The 24,916-nt window shown below is 34.9% G+C and carries 30 protein-coding genes and 1 tRNA gene; 9 read left to right on the forward strand and 22 right to left on the reverse strand.

Going from position 1 to position 24,916, the window contains the following annotated elements; translation table 11 throughout:
- Positions 1–100: 100 nt before the first annotated feature.
- Entirely contained in the window at positions 101–586 is a 486-nt protein-coding gene (locus tag OZP11_RS13310; protein ID WP_281231047.1) for a DUF6252 domain-containing protein, read from the reverse strand.
- A 184-nt stretch (positions 587–770) separates the two neighbouring features.
- On the opposite strand from OZP11_RS13310, the gene OZP11_RS13315 reads away from it, so the two are divergent.
- From OZP11_RS13315 to OZP11_RS13330, 4 genes are all read left to right on the forward strand, one after another.
- Complete coding sequence (locus OZP11_RS13315) at positions 771–1,337, forward strand: 30S ribosomal protein S16 (protein WP_281231048.1); 567 nt, start codon at positions 771–773, stop codon at positions 1,335–1,337.
- Positions 1,338–1,352: 15 nt separating this feature from the next.
- Positions 1,353–1,877, forward strand: a complete 525-nt coding sequence (gene rimM, locus OZP11_RS13320; RefSeq protein WP_281231049.1) for a ribosome maturation factor RimM — start codon at positions 1,353–1,355, stop codon at positions 1,875–1,877.
- Between the two features lie 210 nt (positions 1,878–2,087).
- Complete coding sequence (locus OZP11_RS13325; RefSeq protein WP_281231050.1) at positions 2,088–2,438, forward strand: four helix bundle protein; 351 nt, start codon at positions 2,088–2,090, stop codon at positions 2,436–2,438.
- 117 nt (positions 2,439–2,555) lie between these two features.
- On the forward strand, positions 2,556–3,263 hold the full coding sequence (locus tag OZP11_RS13330) for a tRNA1(Val) (adenine(37)-N6)-methyltransferase (protein ID WP_281231051.1): 708 nt from the start codon (positions 2,556–2,558) through the stop codon (positions 3,261–3,263).
- Positions 3,264–3,411: 148 nt separating this feature from the next.
- Here the strand turns inward: OZP11_RS13330 and OZP11_RS13335 are convergent, their stop codons facing one another.
- From OZP11_RS13335 to OZP11_RS13375, 9 genes are all read right to left on the reverse strand, one after another.
- Positions 3,412–4,707: an HlyD family secretion protein gene (locus OZP11_RS13335; protein WP_281231052.1), complete on the reverse strand. Its 1,296-nt coding sequence runs from the start codon at positions 4,705–4,707 to the stop codon at positions 3,412–3,414.
- Positions 4,708–4,709: 2 nt separating this feature from the next.
- Positions 4,710–6,902: a peptidase domain-containing ABC transporter gene (locus OZP11_RS13340; RefSeq protein WP_281231053.1), complete on the reverse strand. Its 2,193-nt coding sequence runs from the start codon at positions 6,900–6,902 to the stop codon at positions 4,710–4,712.
- Positions 6,903–7,122: 220 nt separating this feature from the next.
- Positions 7,123–7,314, reverse strand: coding sequence for a hypothetical protein (locus OZP11_RS13345; RefSeq protein WP_281231054.1), 192 nt, complete (start codon positions 7,312–7,314; stop codon positions 7,123–7,125).
- 40 nt (positions 7,315–7,354) lie between these two features.
- Entirely contained in the window at positions 7,355–7,543 is a 189-nt protein-coding gene (locus OZP11_RS13350) for a hypothetical protein (RefSeq protein WP_281231055.1), read from the reverse strand.
- A 24-nt stretch (positions 7,544–7,567) separates the two neighbouring features.
- Positions 7,568–7,732, reverse strand: a complete 165-nt coding sequence (locus OZP11_RS13355) for a hypothetical protein (RefSeq protein WP_281231056.1) — start codon at positions 7,730–7,732, stop codon at positions 7,568–7,570.
- A 365-nt stretch (positions 7,733–8,097) separates the two neighbouring features.
- On the reverse strand, positions 8,098–8,289 hold the full coding sequence (locus tag OZP11_RS13360; RefSeq protein WP_281231057.1) for a hypothetical protein: 192 nt from the start codon (positions 8,287–8,289) through the stop codon (positions 8,098–8,100).
- 113 nt (positions 8,290–8,402) lie between these two features.
- Positions 8,403–8,534 carry a hypothetical protein gene (locus tag OZP11_RS13365; RefSeq protein ID WP_281231058.1) on the reverse strand — a complete coding sequence of 44 codons (132 nt, stop codon included), beginning with the start codon at positions 8,532–8,534 and terminating at the stop codon, positions 8,403–8,405.
- A 162-nt stretch (positions 8,535–8,696) separates the two neighbouring features.
- A complete protein-coding gene (locus OZP11_RS13370; RefSeq protein ID WP_281231059.1) occupies positions 8,697–8,867 on the reverse strand; it encodes a hypothetical protein in 171 nt (56 codons plus the stop codon).
- Between the two features lie 36 nt (positions 8,868–8,903).
- Entirely contained in the window at positions 8,904–10,463 is a 1,560-nt protein-coding gene (locus tag OZP11_RS13375) for a vitamin K epoxide reductase family protein (protein ID WP_281231060.1), read from the reverse strand.
- Positions 10,464–10,723: 260 nt separating this feature from the next.
- Here OZP11_RS13375 and OZP11_RS13380 point away from each other — a divergent pair, with 260 nt between their 5' ends.
- Complete coding sequence (locus OZP11_RS13380; RefSeq protein WP_281231061.1) at positions 10,724–10,867, forward strand: rSAM-modified peptide; 144 nt, start codon at positions 10,724–10,726, stop codon at positions 10,865–10,867.
- A gap of 50 nt (positions 10,868–10,917) precedes the next feature.
- Here the strand turns inward: OZP11_RS13380 and OZP11_RS13385 are convergent, their stop codons facing one another.
- On the reverse strand, positions 10,918–12,666 hold the full coding sequence (locus tag OZP11_RS13385) for a helix-turn-helix domain-containing protein (RefSeq protein WP_281231062.1): 1,749 nt from the start codon (positions 12,664–12,666) through the stop codon (positions 10,918–10,920).
- 168 nt (positions 12,667–12,834) lie between these two features.
- On the opposite strand from OZP11_RS13385, the gene OZP11_RS13390 reads away from it, so the two are divergent.
- The 3 genes from OZP11_RS13390 (at position 12,835) to OZP11_RS13400 (ending at position 15,702) form a co-directional block, all read left to right on the forward strand.
- On the forward strand, positions 12,835–14,016 hold the full coding sequence (locus OZP11_RS13390) for an acyl-CoA dehydrogenase family protein (protein ID WP_281231063.1): 1,182 nt from the start codon (positions 12,835–12,837) through the stop codon (positions 14,014–14,016).
- Between the two features lie 86 nt (positions 14,017–14,102).
- Positions 14,103–14,885 (forward strand): DUF3050 domain-containing protein, encoded by a 783-nt coding sequence (locus OZP11_RS13395; protein WP_281231064.1) that lies wholly within the window; start codon positions 14,103–14,105, stop codon positions 14,883–14,885.
- A gap of 64 nt (positions 14,886–14,949) precedes the next feature.
- Entirely contained in the window at positions 14,950–15,702 is a 753-nt protein-coding gene (locus OZP11_RS13400) for an SGNH/GDSL hydrolase family protein (protein ID WP_281231065.1), read from the forward strand.
- Between the two features lie 119 nt (positions 15,703–15,821).
- On the opposite strand, the gene OZP11_RS13405 is transcribed toward OZP11_RS13400, so the two are convergent.
- The 6 genes from OZP11_RS13405 to OZP11_RS13430 form a co-directional block, all read right to left on the reverse strand.
- On the reverse strand, positions 15,822–16,157 hold the full coding sequence (locus OZP11_RS13405; protein WP_281231066.1) for a hypothetical protein: 336 nt from the start codon (positions 16,155–16,157) through the stop codon (positions 15,822–15,824).
- A 15-nt stretch (positions 16,158–16,172) separates the two neighbouring features.
- Positions 16,173–16,601, reverse strand: coding sequence for a hypothetical protein (locus OZP11_RS13410; protein ID WP_281231067.1), 429 nt, complete (start codon positions 16,599–16,601; stop codon positions 16,173–16,175).
- Positions 16,602–16,625: 24 nt separating this feature from the next.
- A complete protein-coding gene (locus tag OZP11_RS13415; RefSeq protein WP_281231068.1) occupies positions 16,626–17,201 on the reverse strand; it encodes a hypothetical protein in 576 nt (191 codons plus the stop codon).
- A 14-nt stretch (positions 17,202–17,215) separates the two neighbouring features.
- Positions 17,216–17,653, reverse strand: coding sequence for a hypothetical protein (locus tag OZP11_RS13420; protein ID WP_281231069.1), 438 nt, complete (start codon positions 17,651–17,653; stop codon positions 17,216–17,218).
- Positions 17,654–17,751: 98 nt separating this feature from the next.
- Positions 17,752–17,838: transfer RNA gene (locus tag OZP11_RS13425), tRNA-Ser, on the reverse strand.
- A 62-nt stretch (positions 17,839–17,900) separates the two neighbouring features.
- Positions 17,901–18,770, reverse strand: coding sequence for a LysR family transcriptional regulator (locus OZP11_RS13430; RefSeq protein WP_281231070.1), 870 nt, complete (start codon positions 18,768–18,770; stop codon positions 17,901–17,903).
- A gap of 89 nt (positions 18,771–18,859) precedes the next feature.
- On the opposite strand from OZP11_RS13430, the gene OZP11_RS13435 reads away from it, so the two are divergent.
- Positions 18,860–20,107: an MFS transporter gene (locus tag OZP11_RS13435; protein WP_281231071.1), complete on the forward strand. Its 1,248-nt coding sequence runs from the start codon at positions 18,860–18,862 to the stop codon at positions 20,105–20,107.
- A gap of 223 nt (positions 20,108–20,330) precedes the next feature.
- Here OZP11_RS13435 and OZP11_RS13440 read toward each other — a convergent pair whose 3' ends face one another.
- From OZP11_RS13440 to OZP11_RS13460, 5 genes are all read right to left on the reverse strand, one after another.
- Positions 20,331–21,359 (reverse strand): asparaginase, encoded by a 1,029-nt coding sequence (locus tag OZP11_RS13440; RefSeq protein ID WP_281231072.1) that lies wholly within the window; start codon positions 21,357–21,359, stop codon positions 20,331–20,333.
- Positions 21,349–22,485: a 1-acyl-sn-glycerol-3-phosphate acyltransferase gene (locus OZP11_RS13445; RefSeq protein ID WP_281231073.1), complete on the reverse strand. Its 1,137-nt coding sequence runs from the start codon at positions 22,483–22,485 to the stop codon at positions 21,349–21,351. The genes OZP11_RS13440 and OZP11_RS13445 overlap by 11 nt, the downstream gene beginning before the upstream one ends.
- A gap of 64 nt (positions 22,486–22,549) precedes the next feature.
- Positions 22,550–23,329 (reverse strand): TatD family hydrolase, encoded by a 780-nt coding sequence (locus tag OZP11_RS13450; RefSeq protein WP_281231074.1) that lies wholly within the window; start codon positions 23,327–23,329, stop codon positions 22,550–22,552.
- 178 nt (positions 23,330–23,507) lie between these two features.
- Entirely contained in the window at positions 23,508–24,230 is a 723-nt protein-coding gene (locus OZP11_RS13455; protein WP_281231075.1) for a tetratricopeptide repeat protein, read from the reverse strand.
- A 2-nt stretch (positions 24,231–24,232) separates the two neighbouring features.
- Positions 24,233–24,817 carry an RNA polymerase sigma factor gene (locus OZP11_RS13460; RefSeq protein WP_281231076.1) on the reverse strand — a complete coding sequence of 195 codons (585 nt, stop codon included), beginning with the start codon at positions 24,815–24,817 and terminating at the stop codon, positions 24,233–24,235.
- Positions 24,818–24,916 lie beyond the last annotated feature (99 nt).

A 24,916-nucleotide genomic window follows, 5' to 3' on the forward strand; every position in this document is an offset into this window, starting at 1 on the left:
AATAACAAATGTAGTCTTAATTTTCTGTAATTTACTACAAAAGAGTTTATTTATGTTTTTATTTTGATTTCAAAAAAGTATACCTGAAATTTACGTTAAATTAGTTTTCAAAAACTATTGTTTGTGTAACAGGGACTTTATAGAAAACCCCTTCTGTAAAAGTTACTTTTTGTTTTTCTGCATCAGCGCTGTGAACATTTACAGCAGTAAACCTGAATGTTCCTGAAACCGTTTTATTTACCGCATCAAAATCAGTAATTGTTATTTGTCCGTTTGAAGCATTATCTTCTGTATTAAAAACCTCGCCGTCACCGCTGTCATTGAAATAAATTGCTGCCGAAGAACTTCTGCTGCCAAGAGTATATGTTTTAGCTTGTGTCGATTCGATTTGAAGAATAACCTGTTCGCTGCCTAATTTTCCGGTTACAATCAATGTACCGCTGGAAAAAACGCCTGCTTCGTAAGTTGGAGCCCTCCAGAAAACATTGTCTTTTAAGGCCTGAAATGCAGGATTATTAAATTTAACGTCTTCTGTACAAGATACTGTTATAAAGAGAAGGAATAAAAAGTAAAAGTATTTTTTCATAAGATGAAATTTAACACAAAAGTATTGTATTACAGATGGTTTTTAAAAATTATAGTCAAAAAAATGCAAAAAAAACACCATAAATATATTTAATGTTTTTTGAACCGTATTATTGATAAAAAAATTATATCTTTGCGCCCTTAATTAACAGAGGTCGAGTACCTCAAAATTTAATCATAAGATTATGTCAGTAAAAATTAGATTACAAAGACACGGTAAAAAAGGAAAACCTTTTTACTGGGTAGTAGCTGCAGATGCACGCTCAAAAAGAGATGGTAAATACTTAGAGAAAATCGGTACTTACAATCCAAACACTAACCCAGCAACTGTTGAGTTAAACCTTGACAGCGCAGTTAAATGGTTACACAATGGTGCTCAGCCAACTGATACTGCAAGAGCTATCCTTTCTTACAAAGGTGCTTTATTGAAACACCACCTTGATGGAGGAGTTCGTAAAGGAGCTTTAACTCAAGAACAGGCTGATGCTAAACTAACTGCTTGGTTAGAAGCTAAAGCTGGAAAAGTTGATGCTAAAAAAGATGGTTTATCAAAAGCACAAGCTGATGCTAAAGCTAAAGCTTTAAAAGCTGAAAAAGAAGTTAACGCTAAGCGTGTGGCTGCTGCTGCACAAGCTGAAGCTGACGCTATCGCTGCTGCATCTGCAACAGAAGAAGCTGCTGGTGAAGAAGTTGCTGAAGCAACTGAAGAAGCTCCTGCTGCTGAAGAGAATAACGAAACAACTGAGGCATAATTTTACTTAGCGATAATGCGTAAAGAAGAATGTTTTTATTTAGGTAAAATCGCTAAAAAATTTAGTTTCAAGGGGGAAGTTCTGATCTATCTGGATACGGACGAACCTGAGTTATACGAAAATCTGGAATCAGTGTTTGTTGAACACAACAAACACTTGGTTCCTTTTTTTATTGAAACAAGTTCTTTACACAAAAACGACTTTTTAAGGGTTCGTTTTGAAGATGTAAATACCGAAGAAGATGCCGATGCCCTTGTTGGTAATTCTATCTATCTTCCTCTTACCATGCTGCCAAAACTTACCGGCAACAAATTTTATTTCCACGAAGTTATTGGTTTTGAAATCGAAGACAAACGTCTGGGGGTTTTCGGAAAAATTACTTCTATTAATGATTCTTCTGCTCAGCCTCTTTTTGAAGTTTTAAACGGAGAGGTAGAAATCTTAATCCCAATGATCGATCATTTTCTTGTAAAAATCGACCGCGAAAACAAAAAAGTTATCATGGATCTTCCTGAAGGTCTTGTGGAGATGTATCTTTAGTTTAAATTTCAATTTTTTAAATTCCAAATTCCAACCTTGAAAGGGAAATTCCAAATTCTAATATGGGGACGAATTTTAATGGAAAAATTCTAAATTTGAATCTTTATATCATTTAAACATGTTGAAAGAAAAAACTTATTTTTACCTGCGCGTTTTTTATATTTACGTTATCAAATATTGGAATTTGGAATTTGATTATTGGAATTTAAAATGAAACCCTATAATCTGGAAGAGAGAACATTTTTGTTTGCGAAAGAATGTCGAATTTATACAAGATCTTTACAGAAAAATACTTCAAACATCGAAGACGGCAAACAACTCATAAGATCCTCTGGTTCAATTGGCGCTAATTATATTGAAGCAAATGAAAAATTAGGTGATAAAGATTTCATTTTTAGACTTAAAATAGCCCGAAAAGAAGCTAAAGAATCTAAATTTTGGCTTCAGCTGTTAAATGATTTAAATCCTGATCAAAAATCACTTTCAGAATCTTTATTATTCGAAATTGAAGAGTTAAGAAAAATTCTTTCTGCTATAATTACCAAAACCTCTAAGCAGTAAATTAATATTTAGTCTTACTTTTGCAGTTCAACAAAATTATCCACTTCAATTAGAATTTCATTTTGAAATTTTTACTCTAAGATTGGAATTTGGAATTTAAAAATTGGGATTTTATTTATGTTTTCATTCAAGCAATTTTCGGTAAAACAAGACAAAACCGCTATGAAAGTCGGTACAGACGGTGTATTACTTGGCGCCTGGGCTCCTGTTTCTCATAATCCTTTTAGTGTTTTAGATATTGGTGCAGGAACTGGAATCGTGGCCTTAATGCTGGCACAACGAACTTATGCGGAACAAATTGATGCTCTTGAAATTGATGAAGATGCTTATGAGCAGGCTGTAGAAAACTTTGAAAGTTCTCCGTGGGGCGATCGCTTATTTTGTTTTCATGCGGGTTTGGATGAATTTATTGAAGAACCGGAAGAAGAATATGACCTGATTGTTTCAAATCCTCCTTTTTATGCAGAAGATTATAAATCTGAAAATGAACAACGCGACTTAGCGCGATTTCAGGATGCAATGCCATTTGAAGAACTGGTTGAAGCGGCTGATTTGCTTTTATCAGAAAACGGTATTTTTGCCTTAATAATTCCGTATAAAGAGGAAGAAAAATTTATTGCTTTAGCAAAAGAAGCCGAATTATATCCTCTAAAAATTACCCGCGTAAAAGGACATTTAACATCTCCTGTTAAACGCAGTTTACTGGCTTTCAGTCGAAATGAAGTTTCTGAAATTAAAATCGATGAATTAGTTATTGAAATTGACAGACATGTTTATACACCGGAATATATTGAACTGACTAAGGATTTTTATTTGAAGATGTAAAAAAACATCTTTATCAAAGGTTTTAGACTTTGACAAAGATGCTATTCAGCTTATTTTATTTACCATTTTTATTGAAATAATAGCAACAGAGTAACAAGCAGTGTTTTTTTCATCTAAATTTTGTGGTTTTGGTTAGTTAGATTAAGTATTAAACCTGTTCAAAAATACTTTTAAACTGATATAGGATTCTTTCTATTAAGCGCAGATCTTCGGTTACAATCTCGGCGCTTCCTTTCATTTCCTGCTGAAATACAATTTGTTTGTGATACGAAGTCGTTAAACCATTCGGAAGGGCAACATCTATCAGCAGATTACCATCTTTATCCGGTACTAAGGATATATTTTTGATTTCACCTTTCAGTACGCCAAATTCTCTGTCCGGAAAATTGGCCAGACGAATATTTACTCTCTGCCCTACTTTTATTTTACCAGAATTTAATGCCGGTGCTTTTACTTTACCCACAAAACTGTTTTTGGCATCTGGAATTACCGAGAAAACATTATCACCTGTCGTGATCGTCTGATTTTCTGTCCATACCTGCAGAAACGTTACTTTTCCGCTGATGGAAGATTTTAAGGCATACGCCAGTTCCCAGTCCTTTATTACTTTTTTCAGCTGATAAAATGACTGCGACACGCTTCGTCCGAGATTAACTTCTTCTTTTGTGCTGTTTATCTGCGAATTCTGACTCGATTTTGTGTTGTCTATTAAAGAGGACCTTAACTGCGAAATTGACGAAAGGAGACTTCTGTAATTCTTCTGAGCCTGAAGAAAGCCCAGTTTCTTGGTTTCCATTTCCTGAGCCGAGATAATGCCTTTATTAAACAGGGTTTCAAAACGGGCCACATCGTTTTTCTGGAGTTCTAATTCTCTTTCGTTGATTCCTTTTTGCTGCTGCAGGATTTCGAGTCTTTCCTTAATTTGTATTTTCTCCGACTGCTGTGCTCTGCTTTCCACTTCAAACGGATGCAGGTCTTTATTTAACTCCTGTGCCTGATAGTCTTTTTGAAAAACAGCATAAGCACTTTCTATTTCGCCTAACTGTGTGTTTTTTAATTTCGAAAACGGAAATTCTGTTTTGGGATCATTAATATTATAGTTGTCCGTGATGCTTTTCAGCAGAAAAACATCTTTGTAATTGGCTGTATTTTCAATAATGGCAAGGGTGCTGTTTTTAGGAATTATGGTTTTGTTTTTTACCAGTACAGCTTCGATACGGCCTGTAGATTTTGCCACAATTTTCTCGGGCGGAATATTGGTCGTAATGATGATTTCGGTATTAACAACATCCGGATATTTTATAAACCAGGAAATAAAAAACAACATCACAATGATTACAAATATCAAAACGGTTCCCCATCGAATCATCCAATGCGGTACTTTGGTGAGAATATCCTGCACTTCTTCACTTCTTAACTCGAATGTAGTATTTTCTTCTGCCATGTTTAATTCCCTAACTGCAATTGGTTTTTAACCAGTTCAAAATAATTTCCTTTTTGTTCTATCAATTCTGAATGGGATCCTATTTCTATAATTTTTCCTTTGTCCAGAACTACTATCTGGTCTGCATTCATCACTGTACTAAGTCTGTGTGCGATCACAATAACGGTTTTGTTTTTAAAAAAGATATCCAGTTTCTGCATAATCGCTTTTTCGTTATTGGCATCAAGCGCCGATGTGGCTTCGTCAAAAAACAAAATTTCAGGGTTTTTGTAGACCGCCCTTGCGATTAAAAGCCTTTGTTTTTGTCCGGTGCTCATTCCGAGTCCTTCGGCGCCAATTTTGGTATTGTAGCCAAGCGGAAGTTCACTTATGTATTCTTTTATATTGGCAACATCTGAAGCATAAACAAGTCTTTCTTTATCGATTCTGTCTTCTCCAAAAGCAATATTATTGGCAATGGTATCGCTGAAAACAAATCCTTCCTGCATAACAGAACCTATACAGGATCTCCAGGCTTTCTGCGAAATATTTTTAAGCTGTGAATTGCCAATGGTTATCTCCCCTTTTTCGGGATCATAAAACTTAAGAAGCAGTTTCATGAGGGTTGTTTTACCACTCCCGCTGACTCCCACTATTGCTGTTACTTTATTGGCGGGAATGGTCAGGTTTAAATTGGCCAGAACCGGAATATCCGAACCAAGGTAACGATAGGAAAGATTTTTTATCTGGATATCAGAATCAAACGGAACATCATTGCTTTGATGGACTTCCTGTTGTGTTTCATCTTCTTTTTCGTGAATTTCAGATAATCTCGCCAATGATATTTTGGCATCCTGAAGTTCGCGCACAAACTGGATAAGCTGTACAACGGGGCCGTTTAAACTCCCAACAATTGAGTTTACTGCCAGCATCATTCCAAGTGTAATTTGTCCGTCGATAACCAGTTTGGCAGAAAGAAACGTGATGAGGATATTCTTTAATTCATTAATAACCGAAGATCCTGTAGATTGTGTCTGTTCTAGAATAAGACCTTTTATAGAAACTCTGAAAAGTCTTGCCTGAACATATTCCCAGCTCCAGCGTTTTTGTTTCTCGGCATTGTGAAGTTTGATTTCCTGCATGCCGTTTATAAGTTCCATTACTTTGCTCTGTTCATTAGAAACTTCTGCAAAACGTTTGTAATCCAGCACTTCCCTTCTTTTCAAAAACAATGTAATCCAGACGAAATACAGGACGCTTCCTGCAAAAAACACCAGAAAGATCTGCAGGTTAAAATATGCCAGAACGGCTCCCATAACAAACATATTGATAACCGAAAACAATACATTTAAGGATGATGTGGTCAGGATCTTTTCGATCCTGTGATGATCATTAATACGCTGCATGATATCTCCGGTCATCCTGACATCGAAAAAGGAAATGGGCAGGTTCATCAATTTAATGAAGAAATCCGAAATTAACGAGATGTTTATTCTTGTTGAAAGATGCAGCAGAATCCAGCTTCTGATAAGTTCCAGGCCTGTCCTTCCCGCAAAAAGAAATAACTGCGCGAAGAGTATTAAATAAATAAAATTAATATTCTGGTTTTGTATCCCAATATCGACAATACTCTGGGTCAGGAACGGAAATATGAGCTGCAGTAAACTCCCCGCCAGAAGTCCGATGCTGAGCTGTATTAAAAACGATTTATATCGAAGGACGTATTGCGACAGAAGTGCAAATCCAAGTCCTTTATTGTCTTCTTTATCAAATTCCGACTGAAAAAATTTCGGCGAAGCTTCTATTAAAAGTGCAACCCCTTCCTGCGTCTGGTCATCTGCATTATTACCGATCCAGAATTTCAAAAAATCCTCTTTGTTGTATTGAATAAGTCCAAAAGCAGGATCTGAAATATAATAAATCCCTTTTCTGATTTTATACAGGACAACGTAATGGTTTTTATTCCAGTGCAGAATACAGGGCAGCGGAGCTTCTTCTAACCTCTCAGCGCTTAATTTTACTCCTAATGTCCTGAAACCTATTTTCTCGGCTGCATCGCTTAAAAACAGCAGATTACTTCCCTCACGTGTGGTCTCGCTGCTGTCGCGCAGTTCCTGAATACTAATTGTTTTCCCATAATGTTTAGCAATTATCTTTAAACATGTAGGTCCGCAGTCTTTAAAATCTGCCTGTTTGTAATGAGGGAATTTTTTCAATTCTTATTTTGGGTTTATTTTTAGCAATATTATACAAAAATTCTTAAAAATATAAAAGTTAATCCAAATTATATCAATTCAAATTACTATAGTTATTATTTTTATTTTTTTTCTGCAGGTACTTTATTAAACACACTTAAAACAATTTTTAAAATGTATAAAATGAGAAAGCTTTGCTAAATAAATAACAAAGCTTTCTTTAGTATTATTCAATGAAATCTTAAGATTCTAACGGGCAGTTCTCCTCAATAACCGACTGGCAGGTTTCGCCCTCTCCCGGATGTATAACACCTGCAAAAATGCCTGTATTAGGACAATAACAAGCTTCGACACCAGGTCCGCCGCCAATTATGTTTTTTCTTTCGTTAATACTTAAAATTTCAACTCCTGCAAGGTTTTTTAATTTTTTCATAATTTGATATTTGTTTGATGTTAAATAAACTTGTTAATAATCAGCAAAGTCCTGATTCGATTTCAACAATACACATGTTTTGCGTTGTATTCCATTTTCCTCCAACTGCTGTGCATTCGGCTTTAGAAATTGGAGCATAACAATGGTATTGATCAATTCCTCCTTTTATTCCTTTCTGCTCATTTTTAGTCAGAACCTGAACGCCATTTAAACTTTTCAATGTTTTCATGTTTAGATTATTTAATTAAACCAATTAATTTACTGCACAATGTCCTTCATTGGCACCATCTTCTATTACACAATGAAATCCTTTTTTGCAGGGAACACTTGCAGAACATGCAATTCCTCCTTTAATTGTTTGCTGCTGTTGTCTTGTTAACTCCTGAGCTCCTTCTAGTTTTAAAATTTTCTTTAACATGGTTTTATTGTTTTTTGGGTTTTGTTATTGCTTCAATCATTTTAAGACATTTGAAGCTTCTGTCTTTTATTGTAAAAAAAATCTTAACTATTTAATTTTTGGCAAAAAAAAGAGAGAAGCAACCTTCTCTCTTTTCAATATGTATTTTTGTAATATACTTTTTTTTCTCTAGGAAGATGGCACTTGATCAGCCCTAACCAAATAAAACCAATCCAAGTGGCCAATTATCCTGAGAATCCCGACACCAATCATCAATGTTGGGATAATTTGCTCAATGTTCCACGATCGAGCGCCTACGAATTAAAAAAAACATGACTAAATTTTAAAAAGGCTTTATTGTATATTACTTCTGGTAATTTTCATTTTTAACAGCAAAGTCTGTTTGTATCGCAAATACCGGCTTCAGTATTCATGGGACAAACTTCCCCGCTTCGAATAAGTACACATCCTGCTTCTATGGCGTACACCCAGCATTCCGGAATACCTCCTTTTATCATTTTCTGCTCATATTTTGTTATTCTTTGAGCATTTTCCAAATTCAAAATATTCTTTAACATAATTAACCTATTTTTCTCCATCATTTAGCGAGGAGCTTTACTCGTCACTTCAGTTTTTTTAAACAGAGAAGCTTTTTATTCTTCTCTGTTTTTGCTTTATCTTTTACAGAAATTTAGCATTTATACTCTTTTGCTGTTACGTAATCATAACATATTCCCGGAGGCATATTCCCTCCTGAGATGTTTTTTTGTTCTTCTTGTGACAATTTCTGAGTTCCTTCTGCGTTTAAAAATTTTTCTAACATGGTTTTTTGGGTTTTATTTGATAGCAAACACTTCAATCATTTAAAGACATTTGAAGTTTATGTCTATCCCTGCGCAAGAATCTCGTAAAGCATTTATTGCTGTATTTTTATAAAATAAATTTTCTTCGATAAAAGTCACTTAAAAGTTTTTCATTCTGCTCCTTAATTCATTTCTGAATAATAATCAGCACAATCTTCGTTTACTAATGATGCCATGTAGCTGGATGAATCGCATTTCAGCACCGTTTCCATAACATTAATTCCAATTATTTTTTTCTGCTCGCTGGCGGTAATTTCCTGAGTACCTTCCAGATCCAATATATTTTTTAACATAATAATTTCGTTTACTTTTTTAGTAATCCGGTTCATTTAAGCTATTCTTTCCAGAACAGTTTCTTTTTCCTCTACAAAGTCGTTTAAAAAGTATTTCAACTCGTTTAGTTCGTATTCATTTGGAAATAATTTTTCGTTTACGATTTTTACCGGTGTGTAATTAAAATTGTTCTTAGAACACCATTCGTATTGCTTATTTATTTCCTGGCTTATCATCATGCTCACTGTATCTGTATGCCATTTTTTCAACCATTTTTTCAGACTCATTTTTTTAATATGCCAGTCTGATATTGCTTCTACCGTTTTACCCGGTGTGGTTCTGTTTATGGTTAAAAGTCTTTCTACTACGATTTTATATGGATTATCTGCGTTTTCAGGATTGATATTAAATAAAACCGTTAAATATATCTTATCAGGAAATTTCAAAACCAAATCAAAAGCTTCCTGAAATGTTTTATGACAGTGCCCGCAGCTTGGACTTATGATTACTGTAAGTTTTACAACTGCATTTCGGTTTCCAAAATTCAATCCTCTTAAATCTTCAAATCCGTTAGTGTAGGTAACTTTTTTCGATAAGAAATTCAGCAGCGAATAGTTTCTTTTAAACTTCTTAAGTTCTTTTAATGCATATTCATTATCGAGAACATTTTTTGAAACTGATTTAATAACAAACCAGATTGGAACTAAAAGAATTAAAGAAAATAAGAATGGAAAAACTATTCCGAAACTAAAACTTAACGTAAATAAATCCGAAGAAAACCAAATAACACTTTGTGTAAATATTAAAGCTGAAACCATTAAACACATCACACACCATTTTTGAAGTTCAAATTTTTGAATCCATATTGAAGAAACAATAACGGGAATTGCCAATAAACTCAAAAAACCAACAAAAATAGAAGAGCTTAAAGGCTGTACTAAAATTGCTATAAAGCCTGCGCTGAAAAAAAGCAATGGAAGATCAGAGAAACTTATCCATTTATCGCCGTAATTTTCATTAAAGTTAATTACTGAATTGCAGGAAGAGTTTGTACTTAGGTCACATAATTTTGAAATTATACTATTTTTAAAACCAAGTTTTTCCTGAACGATAAAAATACTTACCAATAGTCCTAAACTGGATGTCAGTAAAAATATAATACTAATAACATTATATGTATTGTAAAAAAAGGATAAGCCGGTAAATAATACAAACGGAACAAGGTACTTAAGCCAGTTTAATTCGACTTTTAAGTTTTCTCTTGCTACGACATTGTTTGGCTCTATAGCTACAATTACACCATTCCAGTCCAAAAGGAATTTTTCATACGAAATTTTCAGAGCGCCTTTTTTAACTGTGTTTATTCTAACATGATTTTTAGCCTTTTCAACCAAAATCAATTCGTCTTTAAAATAAGCCAGAAAGTTTGATGGTAAATCTACGATTTGTTCTTTCGGAACTCGTATTGCTGCATTCTCGATCGAAAGCAGATCAAACGAATCTGTAATAGCAAACAGACTTGGAAAATTAGGATGCGACAAAAACAAATCCTTGAACTCATCTTTTACTTCTGAGTAACGATTAATTTGAAGAAATTTTTGAATAAGTTTTAGCATCTTTCGAACTGTTTTACATCATAACTACACTGCAAATATTGGTGTTTTTATTCAACAAAATATTTCAAAAGCATACAATTTATTAATTATACTACATACAATTTATAAATTATAGCATTCAACACACACACGACAATGCCTTAAAAAACAATAAGTTACAAACAAAAAACACCTTCAAAAAACTCCAAAACCGCATTTTCGATCAAGCGTATGGCATTTTACATAGTTTTGATAAATCAGTAACCCAAACATTTAGAACAATGAAAAAAATGCAATTAAAATTTGAAGATTTCCAAGTTGAAAAACTAACAAAAGAGCAGCAAAAAACAGTAAGAGGAGGAGATGCACCACCAACTGATCCAGTTGATCCAAACAAAGGAACCGGAGGAAACGGAGTAGGATAGTTTTCTGTTTTTTAAACTATCTTACCTAAAAAAAATTATTCTGAAAAGTATTAAATATTATTCGCAAACTGAGCTGGAGATACTCCAGTTCTTTTGCGAAATGATTTTGCAAAAGACACTGCATTTTTAAAACCTACACTTTCTGCAATAGCCTGCGTAGAATATTTTCTGTACATGTGGTTGGTAATCATTTCGTTGATTACGTAGTTAATTTTAAGCTCATTAGAGTATTCCCCAAAAGATTTACCAAAGCGTTTGTTTACCACATACGATAAATAAGTTGTGTTGGTTTTGATCTTTTTAGCTACATAAGGCAGAGTAAAATCGGCGTTTAAGTATTCTAACTTGCTTTCGAGAGCAAGTAATTTCTCGACAATCTTATTCTCTTTTGCTTCATCAATACTTAAATTGACGTTTTCTTTCTTAAGCTGTACTTCTTCTATTTCTTCAAATACAGGCACTGGCTCGGCTTCAACACTGCTTTTCTTTTCCAGGTTAGCTTTGAATTCTTCAATTAAGGCATTCATTTTCTTATGCGCCTTATTTTTATCCCGAATGTTTTTAATCAGTAAAAAGACAATTGCGACCACAAGCAGAACGTAAAATATTTTTAATGCTCTTCCTACAAAAACATCGTATTTATATTTTTCCTGAATGCTGATCATTTCACCACTAAGATTCTCTACACCAAGCTGATAATTAACCTCTAGAGCCTCATCGCGCAGTTTGGTTTCGGTTTTCTCAAAATTATCCAGATAGATTTTAGAATATTTATAAGCCAGCTCAGGTTCGTTATTTCTACTGTAGATTTTTGCCAGATAGTAATTCGCTTTCAAAAAATTATCATCCCTTAAATCCGTTTTGGCAGAAATTGAATCGACTTTCTTTAAAAATACAAGCGCTTTGTCGTACTTTTTTATATCATAGTACAAATTGCCCAGATTGTAGTTTGCGGTAATATATTCTTTTTCGAAGTTGTTTTGTCTGGCAAAATACGAAACATCATAATATGTCTTTTCTGCATTTTTATAATCTGCTTTTCTAAAATAAATGTTACCCAGACTAATCTTAGCGTTTATTTTATTGTTTGCAAAATTTTGAGAATAGGTAATAGCTCTTTTATAATAATACTCTGCAGAATCCAACAGCTGTTTCTGCGTTTCGTTTTTTACAAAATAGCTTTCATACGAACCTGCTAAACTTAAACTGACATTACTTTTAAAATTTTGATACTGTTCTTTGGTGTATGCATTTTCGTTTTGATCTATAAAATTGCTTACTTCGCGCAAATTAAGTATCGCAAGCTGATAGTTCCCAACCGCTTCGTTAACCAGCGCAATGTTGATTTTAAATTTAATGACCTGAACAGCATCATTAATTTGCAGTGAATATTTTACGCCCTGCTGGTAATTCTCCAGAGCTTTACCAAAATTACCTCTCTTCCACTCTGTCAAACCTCCGTAATTATATAAATAAGAAGTAAGCTGTGTCTTATCGCGGGACTCCGGCACTTTGTCTAAATAAACAAATGCCTGTCTATATTTTTCTTTAGATTTTTTAGAATCGCCTTTAAGCTCCATTAAGTATGACAATGCAACGTTTGCAAAAGCGAGATGTTTCGGATTGTCTGATTTTGCCATTTTATTAGCATATACTACAGAACTGTCGACATTTACATTTAAATTAAGTCGAATTTTATCCTGCAATATCAGATACTCTTGTTCAGTCAATTGATTTGACTTTTGAGCAAATGAAGAATTTAAAATTAAAAAGAGAACAAAAGAAATGATCAGCCTCATTCAATTTATGTTTTTGGAATCTCAAAATTAGTTCATAAATTATCAATAAACTAAAATTAATCTATATTATTTGTGATTATTTTATAACCAATATGTAAAAATATAACATTTTTACTTTGTTTTGTTATATTTTTATTGCTTAAATTTGTTTTGCAAAATTAATCAAAAATGAAACCAGACTTATTTCAAGCTCCAGATTATTATAACCTTGACGATTTGTTAACAGAAGAACACAAATTAGTCCGTGATTCAGCACGTGCGTGGGTTAAAAGAGAAGTATCTCCTATAATAGAAGAGTACGCTCAAAAAGCAGAATTTCCAAAACAACTTATAAAAGGACTTGGAGAAATTGGCGGCTTCGGGCCTTATATTCCTGTTGAATATGGCGGTGCAGGTCTTGACCAGATTTCGTACGGTTTGATTATGCAGGAAATCGAAAGAGGAGATTCAGGTGTAAGATCCACCTCATCTGTCCAATCATCGCTGGTTATGTATCCTATCTGGAAATACGGAAACGAAGAACAGCGCATGAAATATTTACCAAAGCTATCGACTGGTGAATTCATTGGCTGTTTTGGTTTAACAGAGCCCGATCACGGTTCTGATCCCGGAAGTATGATTACCAATTTTAAAGATATGGGGGATCATTATCTTTTAAACGGGGCAAAAATGTGGATTTCAAACGCTCCTTTTGCAGATATTGCCGTTGTCTGGGCCAAAAATGAAGAAGGAAGAATTCACGGCTTAATTGTAGAACGAGGCATGGAAGGGTTCTCAACCCCTGAAACCCATAACAAATGGTCGCTTCGTGCATCTGCAACCGGCGAATTAATTTTTGATAATGTAAAAGTTCCTAAAGAAAATCTTCTGCCAAATAAATCAGGACTTGGTGCTCCGCTTGGCTGCTTAGATTCTGCCCGTTACGGAATTGCCTGGGGTGCTATAGGCGCCGCAATGGATTGTTATGATACTGCTTTACGCTATGCCAAAGAAAGAATCCAGTTTGGAAAACCTATTGGAGGAACGCAATTGCAGCAGAAAAAACTGGCCGAAATGATTACCGAAATCACAAAAGCACAATTATTAACCTGGCGATTAGGTGTTTTAAGAAACGAAGGAAAAGCAACTACAGCTCAGATTTCGATGGCAAAACGAAACAATGTAAACATGGCCATAACCATCGCACGCGAAGCAAGACAAATGCTGGGAGGTATGGGAATTACCGGCGAGTACTCGATTATGCGCCACATGATGAACCTCGAAAGCGTTATAACATACGAAGGAACACACGATATTCATTTACTGATAACGGGAATGGATGTAACTGGAATTCCAGCGTTTAAATCGTAAATAATTATTAAATTATATACAAAATCAATTCAAAAAAGCTTCTTCTAACGAGGAAGCTTTTTATCTTTGCACCAAAATTTATATAAATGAATATTGAAACTATACACAATAGCATTCAACCTCAAAAAGATCAGCTTTTAAATCATTCACTATACAAAAAAATCCAAAGTATCGATGACTTACATAGTTTTACAGAAAACCATGTTTTTGCCGTTTGGGATTTTATGTCATTATTAAAAGCATTACAAGCCAAACTTACCTGCACAACAACGCCATGGTTTGCCACAAAAAACCCTGAAACAAGATATTTGATTAACGAAATTGTACTGGCCGAAGAAACAGATTTAAGCATCGACGGCAGAAGACAAAGCCATTACGAAATGTATCTTGAAGCAATGGAAGCCTGCGGTGCCGACACAACTCCTATAAACAAGTTTTTATCTGAAGTAAATTCGCTTCACAATATATTTGTTGCCATTAAACAAAGTTCACTTCATCCTGAGGTTAAATCATTCTTAGATTTTACCTTTAGAGTTATCGAAGAAGGAAAACCGCACGAAATTGCTGCTGCTTTTACCTTTGGAAGAGAAGATTTGATTCCGAGCATGTTTACCGAAATCCTTAAAAACTTTCAAAAAAACCTGCCAAATGTCGATTTAACAAAACTGCTTTATTATTTCGAAAGACATATCGAATTAGACGCAGACGAACACGGACCAATGGCAATGCAGATGATTACCGATTTATGCGAAGACGATGCCCAGAAATGGAAAGAAGTTGAAGAAGTTTCGATCCTGGCATTAGAAAAACGCATCGGATTATGGAATGCCATTGAAGAAGAAATCGTTTTAAAAGCAGAAATGGTTTAAAACCGAAACAATACTTTTAACGTAACTATTTGTTTAAAGAAGCCCTAATTAATTTAAACAAATTATGAAACCGCAATTCAAACAAATAGTTATCGTTATACTTTCCATTTTTTTACTTAGCTGTAATTCAGACGAAACCCCGGCAGATAAACCTGTAGTTAAAAATCCCGTTACCCCTGTCCCGCCCGTAAAACCCATTTCGGGCACAATACATTATCTGGCTTTGGGCGACAGTTATACAATTGGCCACAGCGTATGCGAAACCTGCCGTTTTCCTGAACAGCTTAAAGCAAGCCTGCAGCAAACGTATTCGAGCAATTTCTCTTTGCAGATAATCGCAAAAACAGGCTGGACTACCACAAATTTACTTTCGGCAATAAAAGATCAAAATCCGGAACCAAACTACGATCTGGTTACGCTTTTAATTGGTGTAAACAACCAATATCAGGGAAGGGATTTTTCGCTTTATGAAAAAGAATTTCCACAGCTGGCAGAAAAAGCCGTTCTATTAGCCAAAGGAGATAAGAAAAATGTAATCGTTATTTCGATTCCGGATTATGCGTACACGCCTTACGGAAATGCCGTCGCCGGAAATGAACGCACCAGAATTTCAGCCGAAATCGATAAATACAATGCCTTTGCCGAAAAATACTGTACAAACAACGGAATCACCTTTGTATCGATAACAGACATAACACGCATGGGACTTGATAATAAAGATCTGGTTGCCTCAGACGGTCTTCATCCTTCACAACTGGCTTATTCAAAATTCGTTGACCGCATGATGCCGAAGGTTAAAAAAGCACTCGAAGATTAATATTTTATTTTTCAGGAGCAGAAAAACCGTTTCCAAAACACCTTTAGTCCCGCTATCTGCTGTATCTTTTGTAGTGAACCCCACTACAAAAGGATGCCGCTTCTATCGGGGCTGATCAATTATTTATAATTTTCAAAATCAACCTCAAATTTTTCAAAAAGTGATGCTTTTTCTAAAATCGAGTTAATCCTAGCAAGCCCTTCCTGATTGTTTTCGGCTGTTATAAAAGCAAATCCCCAAATGTCTTTTGAAAGCGCAAATGCTCCTGCTTCTGAATCGTAAAACATTTCTATTTCGTCATTCATCCATAAATCCAGAACATCATTCAGTTTTGGATTTATCTCGCAGACCGCATCCAGAAAATCCGAAACAAAGGTTTCATTTTCTGTACCTTCAAAAATCTCTATCAAAAGATTTTCAGACCCATATCCGGGACGGAAATAATATTTATACATTTAAAATAAACAAAATTATGACACTTTTTTCATCCTCCAGGTTCCTCTTCCGGGACTGTATAAAACTGGTAAAAAACCATATCGAAATCCGATTTTCCGTTTAAAATACCATTTTCCGCCGGCTTCTGATTTATCCTGAGAAAAAGTTCCTTCATAATAAAGCGTTGGGTGTTTTTTATCCAATGTTTCTCTGTTTCCGCTGCCATCAATTGTACAATTCTTTGGCATAAATTTTTGAAACTTTATAACATTATTCCTCACTTTCCCAATAACATTCCCTGTTTCTTTCATACCGCCGGTAGAAACATCATCGTTTACTTTTCCCTGAAAATCTGCTCCTTCGCAATTTTCGATTACAATTGTAAAATTTGTTTTTTCAAAACCCATAGCGTTCTGAATTATCTCATTATCAAACTTGTAATACCCGTTCCAGTTTCCGGTCATTCTTGTAGTTTTTAGTTAGTGATATTAGATGCGTTTGTAGTGAAAACCTAAATTATAACTCGATCCGGCCCAAAATAGAAACAAAATCGCTCCGGAATTATCATAGGCATAATTCACCAAAAGTCCATTGTCTTTTGCAAGTCCTATTCTGGTTTTGTGATTATTGTAGCCTCCGGCAAGATAAGGAATTCCATTTCTTTTCAGGTATTTATTGTCCGGATAAAAAAATCCGCTTTTTAGTTTACCCGTTAATTCCACGCGGTCAGTTACAGCATCATTCTTTTTTGTGACAAATCTTATTTTGTTTTCACTCAAAACCTTTACTTCAACTACATAAAAATCATCATAATCGTATTTTGAATCTTCAGATTTTACAAAATAATTCAGGTTATATCGTGTTTTAGAATCCTGAGAATCTATGTTTTGTACATTTCCCTTTTCATCATACTTCAAATCCGGAAACAATTCATACTTCCCTTCGAGTTTTGATAAGTCGTTTTCAGACAATGCTGCCTTGTTTTCTTTTATCATTTTATCTGAAAATGAAGCACAGGAAGACAAAAACAGAATTAAAAAAAATGTAGAGAGAATTGTTTTCATACTTTGATATTTTTTTATTTCCAAAACTGCCACCAGTATTTTGTTTTTTCATCTCTTAGATCAATAGTTACATCGCCCGATTCTTCAATTTCCCAAACCGAAGCACTTTCGATATCGACAGCATTTAAGTTAAGGAAAGAATCCATTTTTGAAAGCAGTTCTTCTTCTGCTAATTCACCAAATCTTCGAACAGCCAATATAGAGCTGTCATCGTTTTCTATACGCTGCATTCTGTCTGCCAGCAATTTTAAAGTTCCTTCTGAGTAATTAGTCGAAGTTTTTTTATCTATCTCAAAACCATCCTCGAAAATAAAATAATCTGTTATGAGGAGAGAAAAAAACTGATTATCTCTTTTATCAAAATAAAACATTTCTGAAAATCTTTCAGGAGACTGACTCAATCCTGTTTTCAGCCAATTCTCTATTTGTTCCAAATTTTCGTTCTCGTACATAAAAGCTTTTATGATAGTTCTTTACGAAGATAAGTAATAGGATTTCTCAAAACAAAAAAACCGCAATCTCATACTATGAAATTGCGGTTTTTATTTCGCAGAAAGGAAGGGATTCGAACCCTCGATACAGTTACCCATATACTAGCTTTCCAGGCTAGCTCCTTAAACCACTCGGACACCTTTCTATTTTAGGACTGCAAAGAACACAAAAAAAATTGAGTTTACAAAAAGTAAACTAAAAGTTTACTTAAATACTTTTCTTAAATTCTTCCATAAACAGTTTTACAGCCTTTTTTTGATAGCCTCCCATTGTAAGCATATACGAATCTCTTTTGGTTGTAACTCCCGTAATCTGAATCGCTTTTAGATCGTCCCAGCCTTTTAGGGCTTTTTCGGCTACTATAGTTGCCCAATCACTGTTTTCGACCATTTGCAGCAAGGCGTGAATCGAATTTAATTCAATCGAAATTTTGGGTTTCATATGGTGTTTTACGAATAAAATCTCTACATATTCTCTTGAATTTGATCCTCTTCCGGGCAAAATAAGCGATACTTCTTCTATTTTCTTGAACGGAATTTTATCTAAAACCGCCAGCGGATGCGATTTCGAAACCGCCATAACCATATTAGATCTGAACAAAGGCACTTTTTGGATCGACGGCCCAATTTCGTGTGAGGAAATAACCAAAACCAAATCGAGTTCGTTGTGAATTAATTTTTGTTCCAAAGATTCTGTTGTGCCGTATTCTACAACGATTTTGAGATTTTGGTACGTTTTGGCAAATGCGTTTACAACGGGCAGGATCAGTAATCCAAAAATATAGGTTACTCCTATTCGAAGCTCACCGCCAATCATTTGGTTCAAATCTTCAATTGCCTGCTTGCCATTCTGTACATTTTCGAGCACTTTTTTGGCATGAATCAGGAAAACAGAACCGGCTTCTGTAAGCTGTATTTTTTTGCCAATCCTGACAAACAAAGGCATTCCGAGCTCTTCTTCCAGTTTTTTAATTTGCTGCGAAAGCCCCGATTGTGTTACAAAACACAATTCGGCTGCTTTTGTAAAATGCAGAACCTCAGCAGTTTTAATAAAATACTCCAGTTGATAGATTTCCATATTAATAAGTTTAACTACTCATTATCAGTAAAATTATTAATTTTTCTAATGCAATCCTAATTCCGAACTTTGTATCAAATAATATAATCATGTTCAAAGCCTTAAAATCTAGAAACTTCAAGCTGTTCTTTTACGGACAATCTGTTTCTGTTATTGGAACCTGGATGCAGAAAACAGCCGTAAGCTGGATGGTCTACAGCATAACAGGATCTGTTTTTTTACTGGGACTGGCTACTTTTCTTAGTATGATTCCGTCTCTTTTTTTAGCGCCTCTCGCAGGAAGTATCATAGGGCGTTACGACCGACATAAAACGATGATCCTATTGCAGTCTATGGCAATGGTACAAGCGGGTACACTGGCACTTTTAATCTATTTTAAAGTTTATAATATTACTTTTATTCTGGCTCTGACGCTTATTCAGGGAATCATTAATGCGTTTGACATGACCTGCCGCCAGACGATGATGATTGATATAGTCGATAATAAGGAAGATCTGCCTAACGCAGTAGCTCTAAACTCAACACTAAACAATTTTGCCCGAATTGCCGGCCCTGCGCTTGCAGGAATTATTTTGCATGAATATGGCGAAGATGTCTGCTTTATGGGGAATTTCGTGAGTTACATTCCGGTTTTAATTTCATTACTAATGATGAAAATTACCCCGCATATTAAAGCTGAAAACAAACTTAAAATGCTGGATGATTTAATTGAAGGTCTGGACTACGTTAAAAAAGAGACCGAAATGTCCAAAATGCTTTTAATGTTAACCTGCAGCAGTTTGTTCGTTATTTCTTTTAATACTTTGATGCCGGTTTTTGCAAAAGATATTTTTAGCGGTAATGCCGAAACATTCAGCTGGTTTGAAAGTGCTGCGGGTATTGGTTCTGTTTTATCTGCTATTTATCTGGCCAATTTAAAATCGGCTGAAAATATGAACAAGCTGGTTATTGGTGCCAGTTTACTTTTGGGTTTCAGCGTTATTATTTTAGCCGTTTCCAGCAGTATGACCATCGCACTGATCTGTATGACTTTGAGCGGTATTGGAATGATGGGACAAACTTCGTCTATTAACATTTACATTCAGACTCACAGTAGTGTTAATATGCGTTCGAGAAGTATCAGTTATTATATGATGGCATATCAGGGAATGATTCCGGTAGGAAGTTTAATTATTGGTTACGTTTCACACTTTCTGGGAGTGAGAACAACAGTTGCCATTCAGGGTGTTATTTGTATACTTTCGGTGATTGTATATGTGTATTACAAAAAGCATAAATCTTTATACCGATTGGAAAATTTTTATGCGCTGCTACGATTTCTTCATGTAAAGTCTTAGAAAAGAAATTCCAGTTTATCCGCAAACTTGTCATTCCGAGGAACGAGGAATCTCACGCGGGATTCGACAAAGGTTATTACTCATATTGTGGAATTTCTAGTGTGATTTCTCCTTACGTCGAAATGACAATATTGTGAATATTGTTATATACAAACTATGTCTTCAACTTTAACAAAGCTTTTACCCCCAAACATTTGGAATCTAAAAAAATTGGAATTTTAAATTAAGATATTTCCCCGCGAAGTGCGGTTTCAAAAACATCTTTAAATTCGTTTTGAGGAATATTGTGTCCCAGCAGATACATTAATTTTGTAATTGCCGCTTCTGTCGTAATGTCTTTTCCTGAGATAACTCCCAGTGATTTTAAGGCAGTACTCGTTTCGTATTGTCCCATATTTACACTTCCGCCGGAACATTGGGTTACGTTTACGATATGCATTCCTGATTTTATGGCTTTTTCGATTAGATTTAAAAACCATTCTTCAGTTGGCGCATTTCCAGAACCATAGGTTTCTAAAACAATACCGCGAAGGCCGGCTGTTGCCAGGATTGAAGCCAGGACAATTTCGCTCATTCCCGGGAATATTTTAATGATCGCTACGTGATTGTCCAGATTTTTATGAACAATTAATCCGGCGTCTTTTTTTACAGGAAGGAATAAATGCGAATTGAGTTTTAAATGCACTCCAGATTCTACCAATTCAGGATAATTAGGCGCTGTAAACGCTCTGAAATGTTCGGCATTTACTTTTGAGGTTCTGTTTCCTCTGTATAATTTGTATTCAAAATAAAGGCATACTTCGTTGATAACCGGTTTTCCGTTTTCAAGAAGTGATGCGATCTGAATGGCTGTAATTAAATTTTCTTTAGCATCGGTACGTAAATCTCCAATTGGCAGCTGAGAGCCTGTAAACACAACCGGTTTTGCTAAATTCTCGAGCATAAAACTCAATGCCGAAGCTGAATATGACATCGTATCTGATCCGTGAAGAACTACAAATCCGTCATATTTTGCATAATTTTCCTCGATAATGTCGGCAATTTTTGTCCACATTTGAGGATTCATATTTGATGAATCTATAGGAGTTTCAAAAGAAACCGTTTCAATCTCACAATCCAATTGCTTGATTTCGGGAATCTGCTGTAATAAATTACTAAAATTAAATGCTTTAAGAGCTCCGGTTTCGAAGTCTTTACTCATACCGATGGTTCCTCCGGTATAAATTAAAAGTATTTTAGCTTTAGAGGACATCTTGGTATTTTAATTTATTTACTACCGGATTGGCATACATAGACAGGAATCCTTGTCTGGTAACAGGATTATCGCTTCCGATTCTCATTTCTAAACGACGCTCAAATAATGATTTTTCGCTTTCTTTATACTTATCAGCAAATCGATCTGTTTCGTTTAAAATATCGTACGCAATGAAGTTTGTAGGCCATAATTGATAGTTTTTCAGAATTACATCATCAATAGTCTGCGCCAAAGCCTGAACTTGTTTGTTTGCATTGTCATTTTCTGCGACAATCTGATCGATTTCTGTATCTAAAACATCTCCTACCGAAATATGTATTCTTTTTTTAGTTCCCATGATACCGCTTAAAATGGTCATGAAATCTTCGTTTTTGTCTTTTACGTAAACTTCATTGTTTGCTTCTGCCATTAATTGCGGCATTTTCAAAACATCAGTCGGGTCGTATTCATAAGAAATTGAAACCGGAACGATTTTTAATTTCTTAAAATAATTCATCAGATCTTCTTCATCAGAAGCCATTCCAATCATTTTTAAAACGCCTGGATTGGTTTCGTCGTTTCCGTCTTTTGTTCTTCCTTCTCTTTGAGCAATCCAAACTGAGCGGTTTTCGCGAAGCAGTAACTGTCCCATATATTCTGAAAGCAGTTTAGAGCTTTGCAGCATTTCGCGGGGTGTTAATCCTCTTAAAACCAAAAAGTTTCTATTTAATTTAGCCAAAGTTGCCAGGAAAGCTTTCTTTACTAAATTATCTCCAATTGCCGAAGCGGTCATTACCAAACCGTGTTCAAATAAACAAACGTTTAATAATGTAGTATCCAAAAGAATATCTCTGTGATTGGAAATAAACAAATAAGAAGTATTAGGTTCCAGTTTTTCAAAACCTGAAGTGGTTAATCCTTCAGAGCTTTTTTCCAGGACTTTTTGTATGGTATTATAAATGAAGTTGCATTGAAAATCACGAATAGAATGTGTTTTCTTTAATTGATCCTTCCAAACCTCATCTTCAACTTCCGGAAAAGTAAAGTTCATCATGGTTTTCATCATTGGGTGATTTACAACATCATGAAGGGCTTCATTTATTTCGGAGTCATAAAAAGGTCGAATGGCATCAAATTTCTGCATTATTTATATCGGTTTTAAGTGGGCAAAAGAACAAAAAAAAAATTAAAGTTTTGTAAGGACTGGGTTAAATCCCAAAAACGTCTTTTGAATTTTTTGTTGTTATTGCTGCAATTTCTTCTGTCGAAACACCATAAATATCACTCAATTTGGCAATTACGTTTATCAGATAACTGCTTTCATTTCTTTTTCCTCTGTACGGAATAGGCGCTAAATAAGGCGAATCTGTCTCCAGCACAATGTGTTTCAAATCGATTTGATTTAGAAACTGGTCGATTTTTCCGTTTTTAAAAGTTACGACACCTCCAATTCCTAATTTCATCTTATACGAAATGGCACGCTGTGCTTGTTCTAAAGTTCCGGAAAAACAATGAAATATCCCAAACAAATCTTCAGAATTTTCTTCTTCTAAAACTTCAAAAATTTCATCAAAAGCTTCACGGCAGTGAATTACGATAGGAAGTTTGTATTGTTTTGCCAGCTGAATCTGTCTTTTAAAAGCGATCTGTTGTTCTTTTAGGTGGGTTTTATCCCAATACAAATCGATCCCGATTTCGCCTACAGCATAAAATTTTCGTTTTGACAATTCGGTTTCTACATGTGCTAATTCTTCGAGATAATTGTCTTTTACGTACGTAGGATGAAGTCCCATCATTAAAAATACATTATCCGGGTAGTTTATCTCTAAATCGTACATAGACTGGGTTGCTGCAGCATCGATAGCGGGAATAAAAAAGCGGGTTACTCCTGCGTCGATGGCGCGTTGTATCATTTCGTTACGATCCTGATCAAATTCTTCAGAATATAAATGCGTATGTGTATCGGTAATAATGGGTGTTGAATTCAAGGCTGTAATTTTAAGTGGTCAAAATTACGACAATATTAAAAGAATAGCAATTACTTGCAAAGATGGGACACGGATGCACACGGATTTTTTCTGATTGTTACTTAAAAACGAAAACCTTTGTCAAGGTTTTGAAACTTTGATAAAGGTCTGCGTAATGAAATTTGGATTTTAACCCTCCCTAATCCAGCTGATGCAATAGTTCCTCTACCTGATCGTAATCTTCGTAATCTTCAGATATGGTTTCCAGTATTTTTTTAGATCCTTCGTAATCTTTTTGTTTTAATTTGGACAGTGCCAGATACCAAATTGCTTTTTCTTTATACACAGATGTTCCTTCTTTTAGTTTATTAAAGACAGCTTCTGCTTTTAAATAATGACTTTCTTCTAATAACGAAACGCCGTAGAAAAACTGTATTTCGGCTGTGTTTTGTTTTTGAAGCACTTTTTCAAAAAGCGGAATTGCAGTATTATATCTTTTTCTGTTATAGGCCGTTTCAGCTTCTTTCAAAGTTTCATCGATCGTTCCTCTTTCTGTAAAAGACGCTTGTTCAGGATTATTATAATCGGCAAAAACCGGATTTTGATTGTAATTAAAAAAGAACAGTCCAAACAGGACCGCAACCGACGCCGCAACGGCCAGATACCATGGTTTTAAGCCTATTACTTTTACTTTTTCTCCAAAATGCTTCTCTGATATCTGAGTCAGATTTTCTTTGAACGCTTGTCTCTCCTGCTCAATTCCAAATTTGGTATTCAACTGGACCTGAACGTTTTTAAAAGTTTCAAACTGCGATGCAAATTCGGCATCCTGAGACAATTGTTTCTCAAAATCGGTTTTTGCATCAGCGTTTAATTCGTCCTGAAGATATTGATCAAATAGTATATAGCGTTCTTCATTCATGACTAATTGTTTTTTAAAGAGTTAAAGTTTTTTGCTTCCTGAATCCATTGTGTTAACTGTCCCACACATAACGATTTTTTCTTGCGGACATAGCCGTACGTTACGTTTAGTTTTTCGGCGACTTCTTCCATCGATTTAATTTCAAAACTCAGCTTTAATAATTCTTTGCATTTGTCTCCCAGTTTTTGGAACATGGTGTCAAAAAGCTGTTGTTTTTCGTCAAATTCTTCGGTTTGTCCAATCAGTTCATGTGCAGATTCATTAATAGATAAAACGTCTTCGAGAATTGTTACCTCTTTATTAGAAGTCTTTTTGAGCTCGTTCAGCCATTTTCTTTTACACAGTAAAAAAAAGTAAGCATCGAACGGACAGGTTAATCGCAGCGATCCTGCTTTGGCCTGATTAAAAAGTAAAATCAAAACTTCCTGAACCACATCCTTTGCCTGATCTCTTCCGCCGGAATTGTTCATGACGAAGGTGACCACTTTGGGAACAAACTTTTTGTAGATAGACTTTATAATGGCCGAGTCATTTGCAGCAAGTCCCTCAATATATTTTTGATCAGGATGTGTTTTCGTTTTATTCATAAAAAAACTTTTAATCAGATAAAGTTAAAAAAAGAATCTCAAATAATTTTCATAATAAAGGGTAACAATTGATGATGCAAACGGATATAAGGAAACAAA

This window comes from Flavobacterium gelatinilyticum (genome assembly GCF_027111295.1).
GTDB classification, from domain to species: domain Bacteria; phylum Bacteroidota; class Bacteroidia; order Flavobacteriales; family Flavobacteriaceae; genus Flavobacterium; species Flavobacterium gelatinilyticum.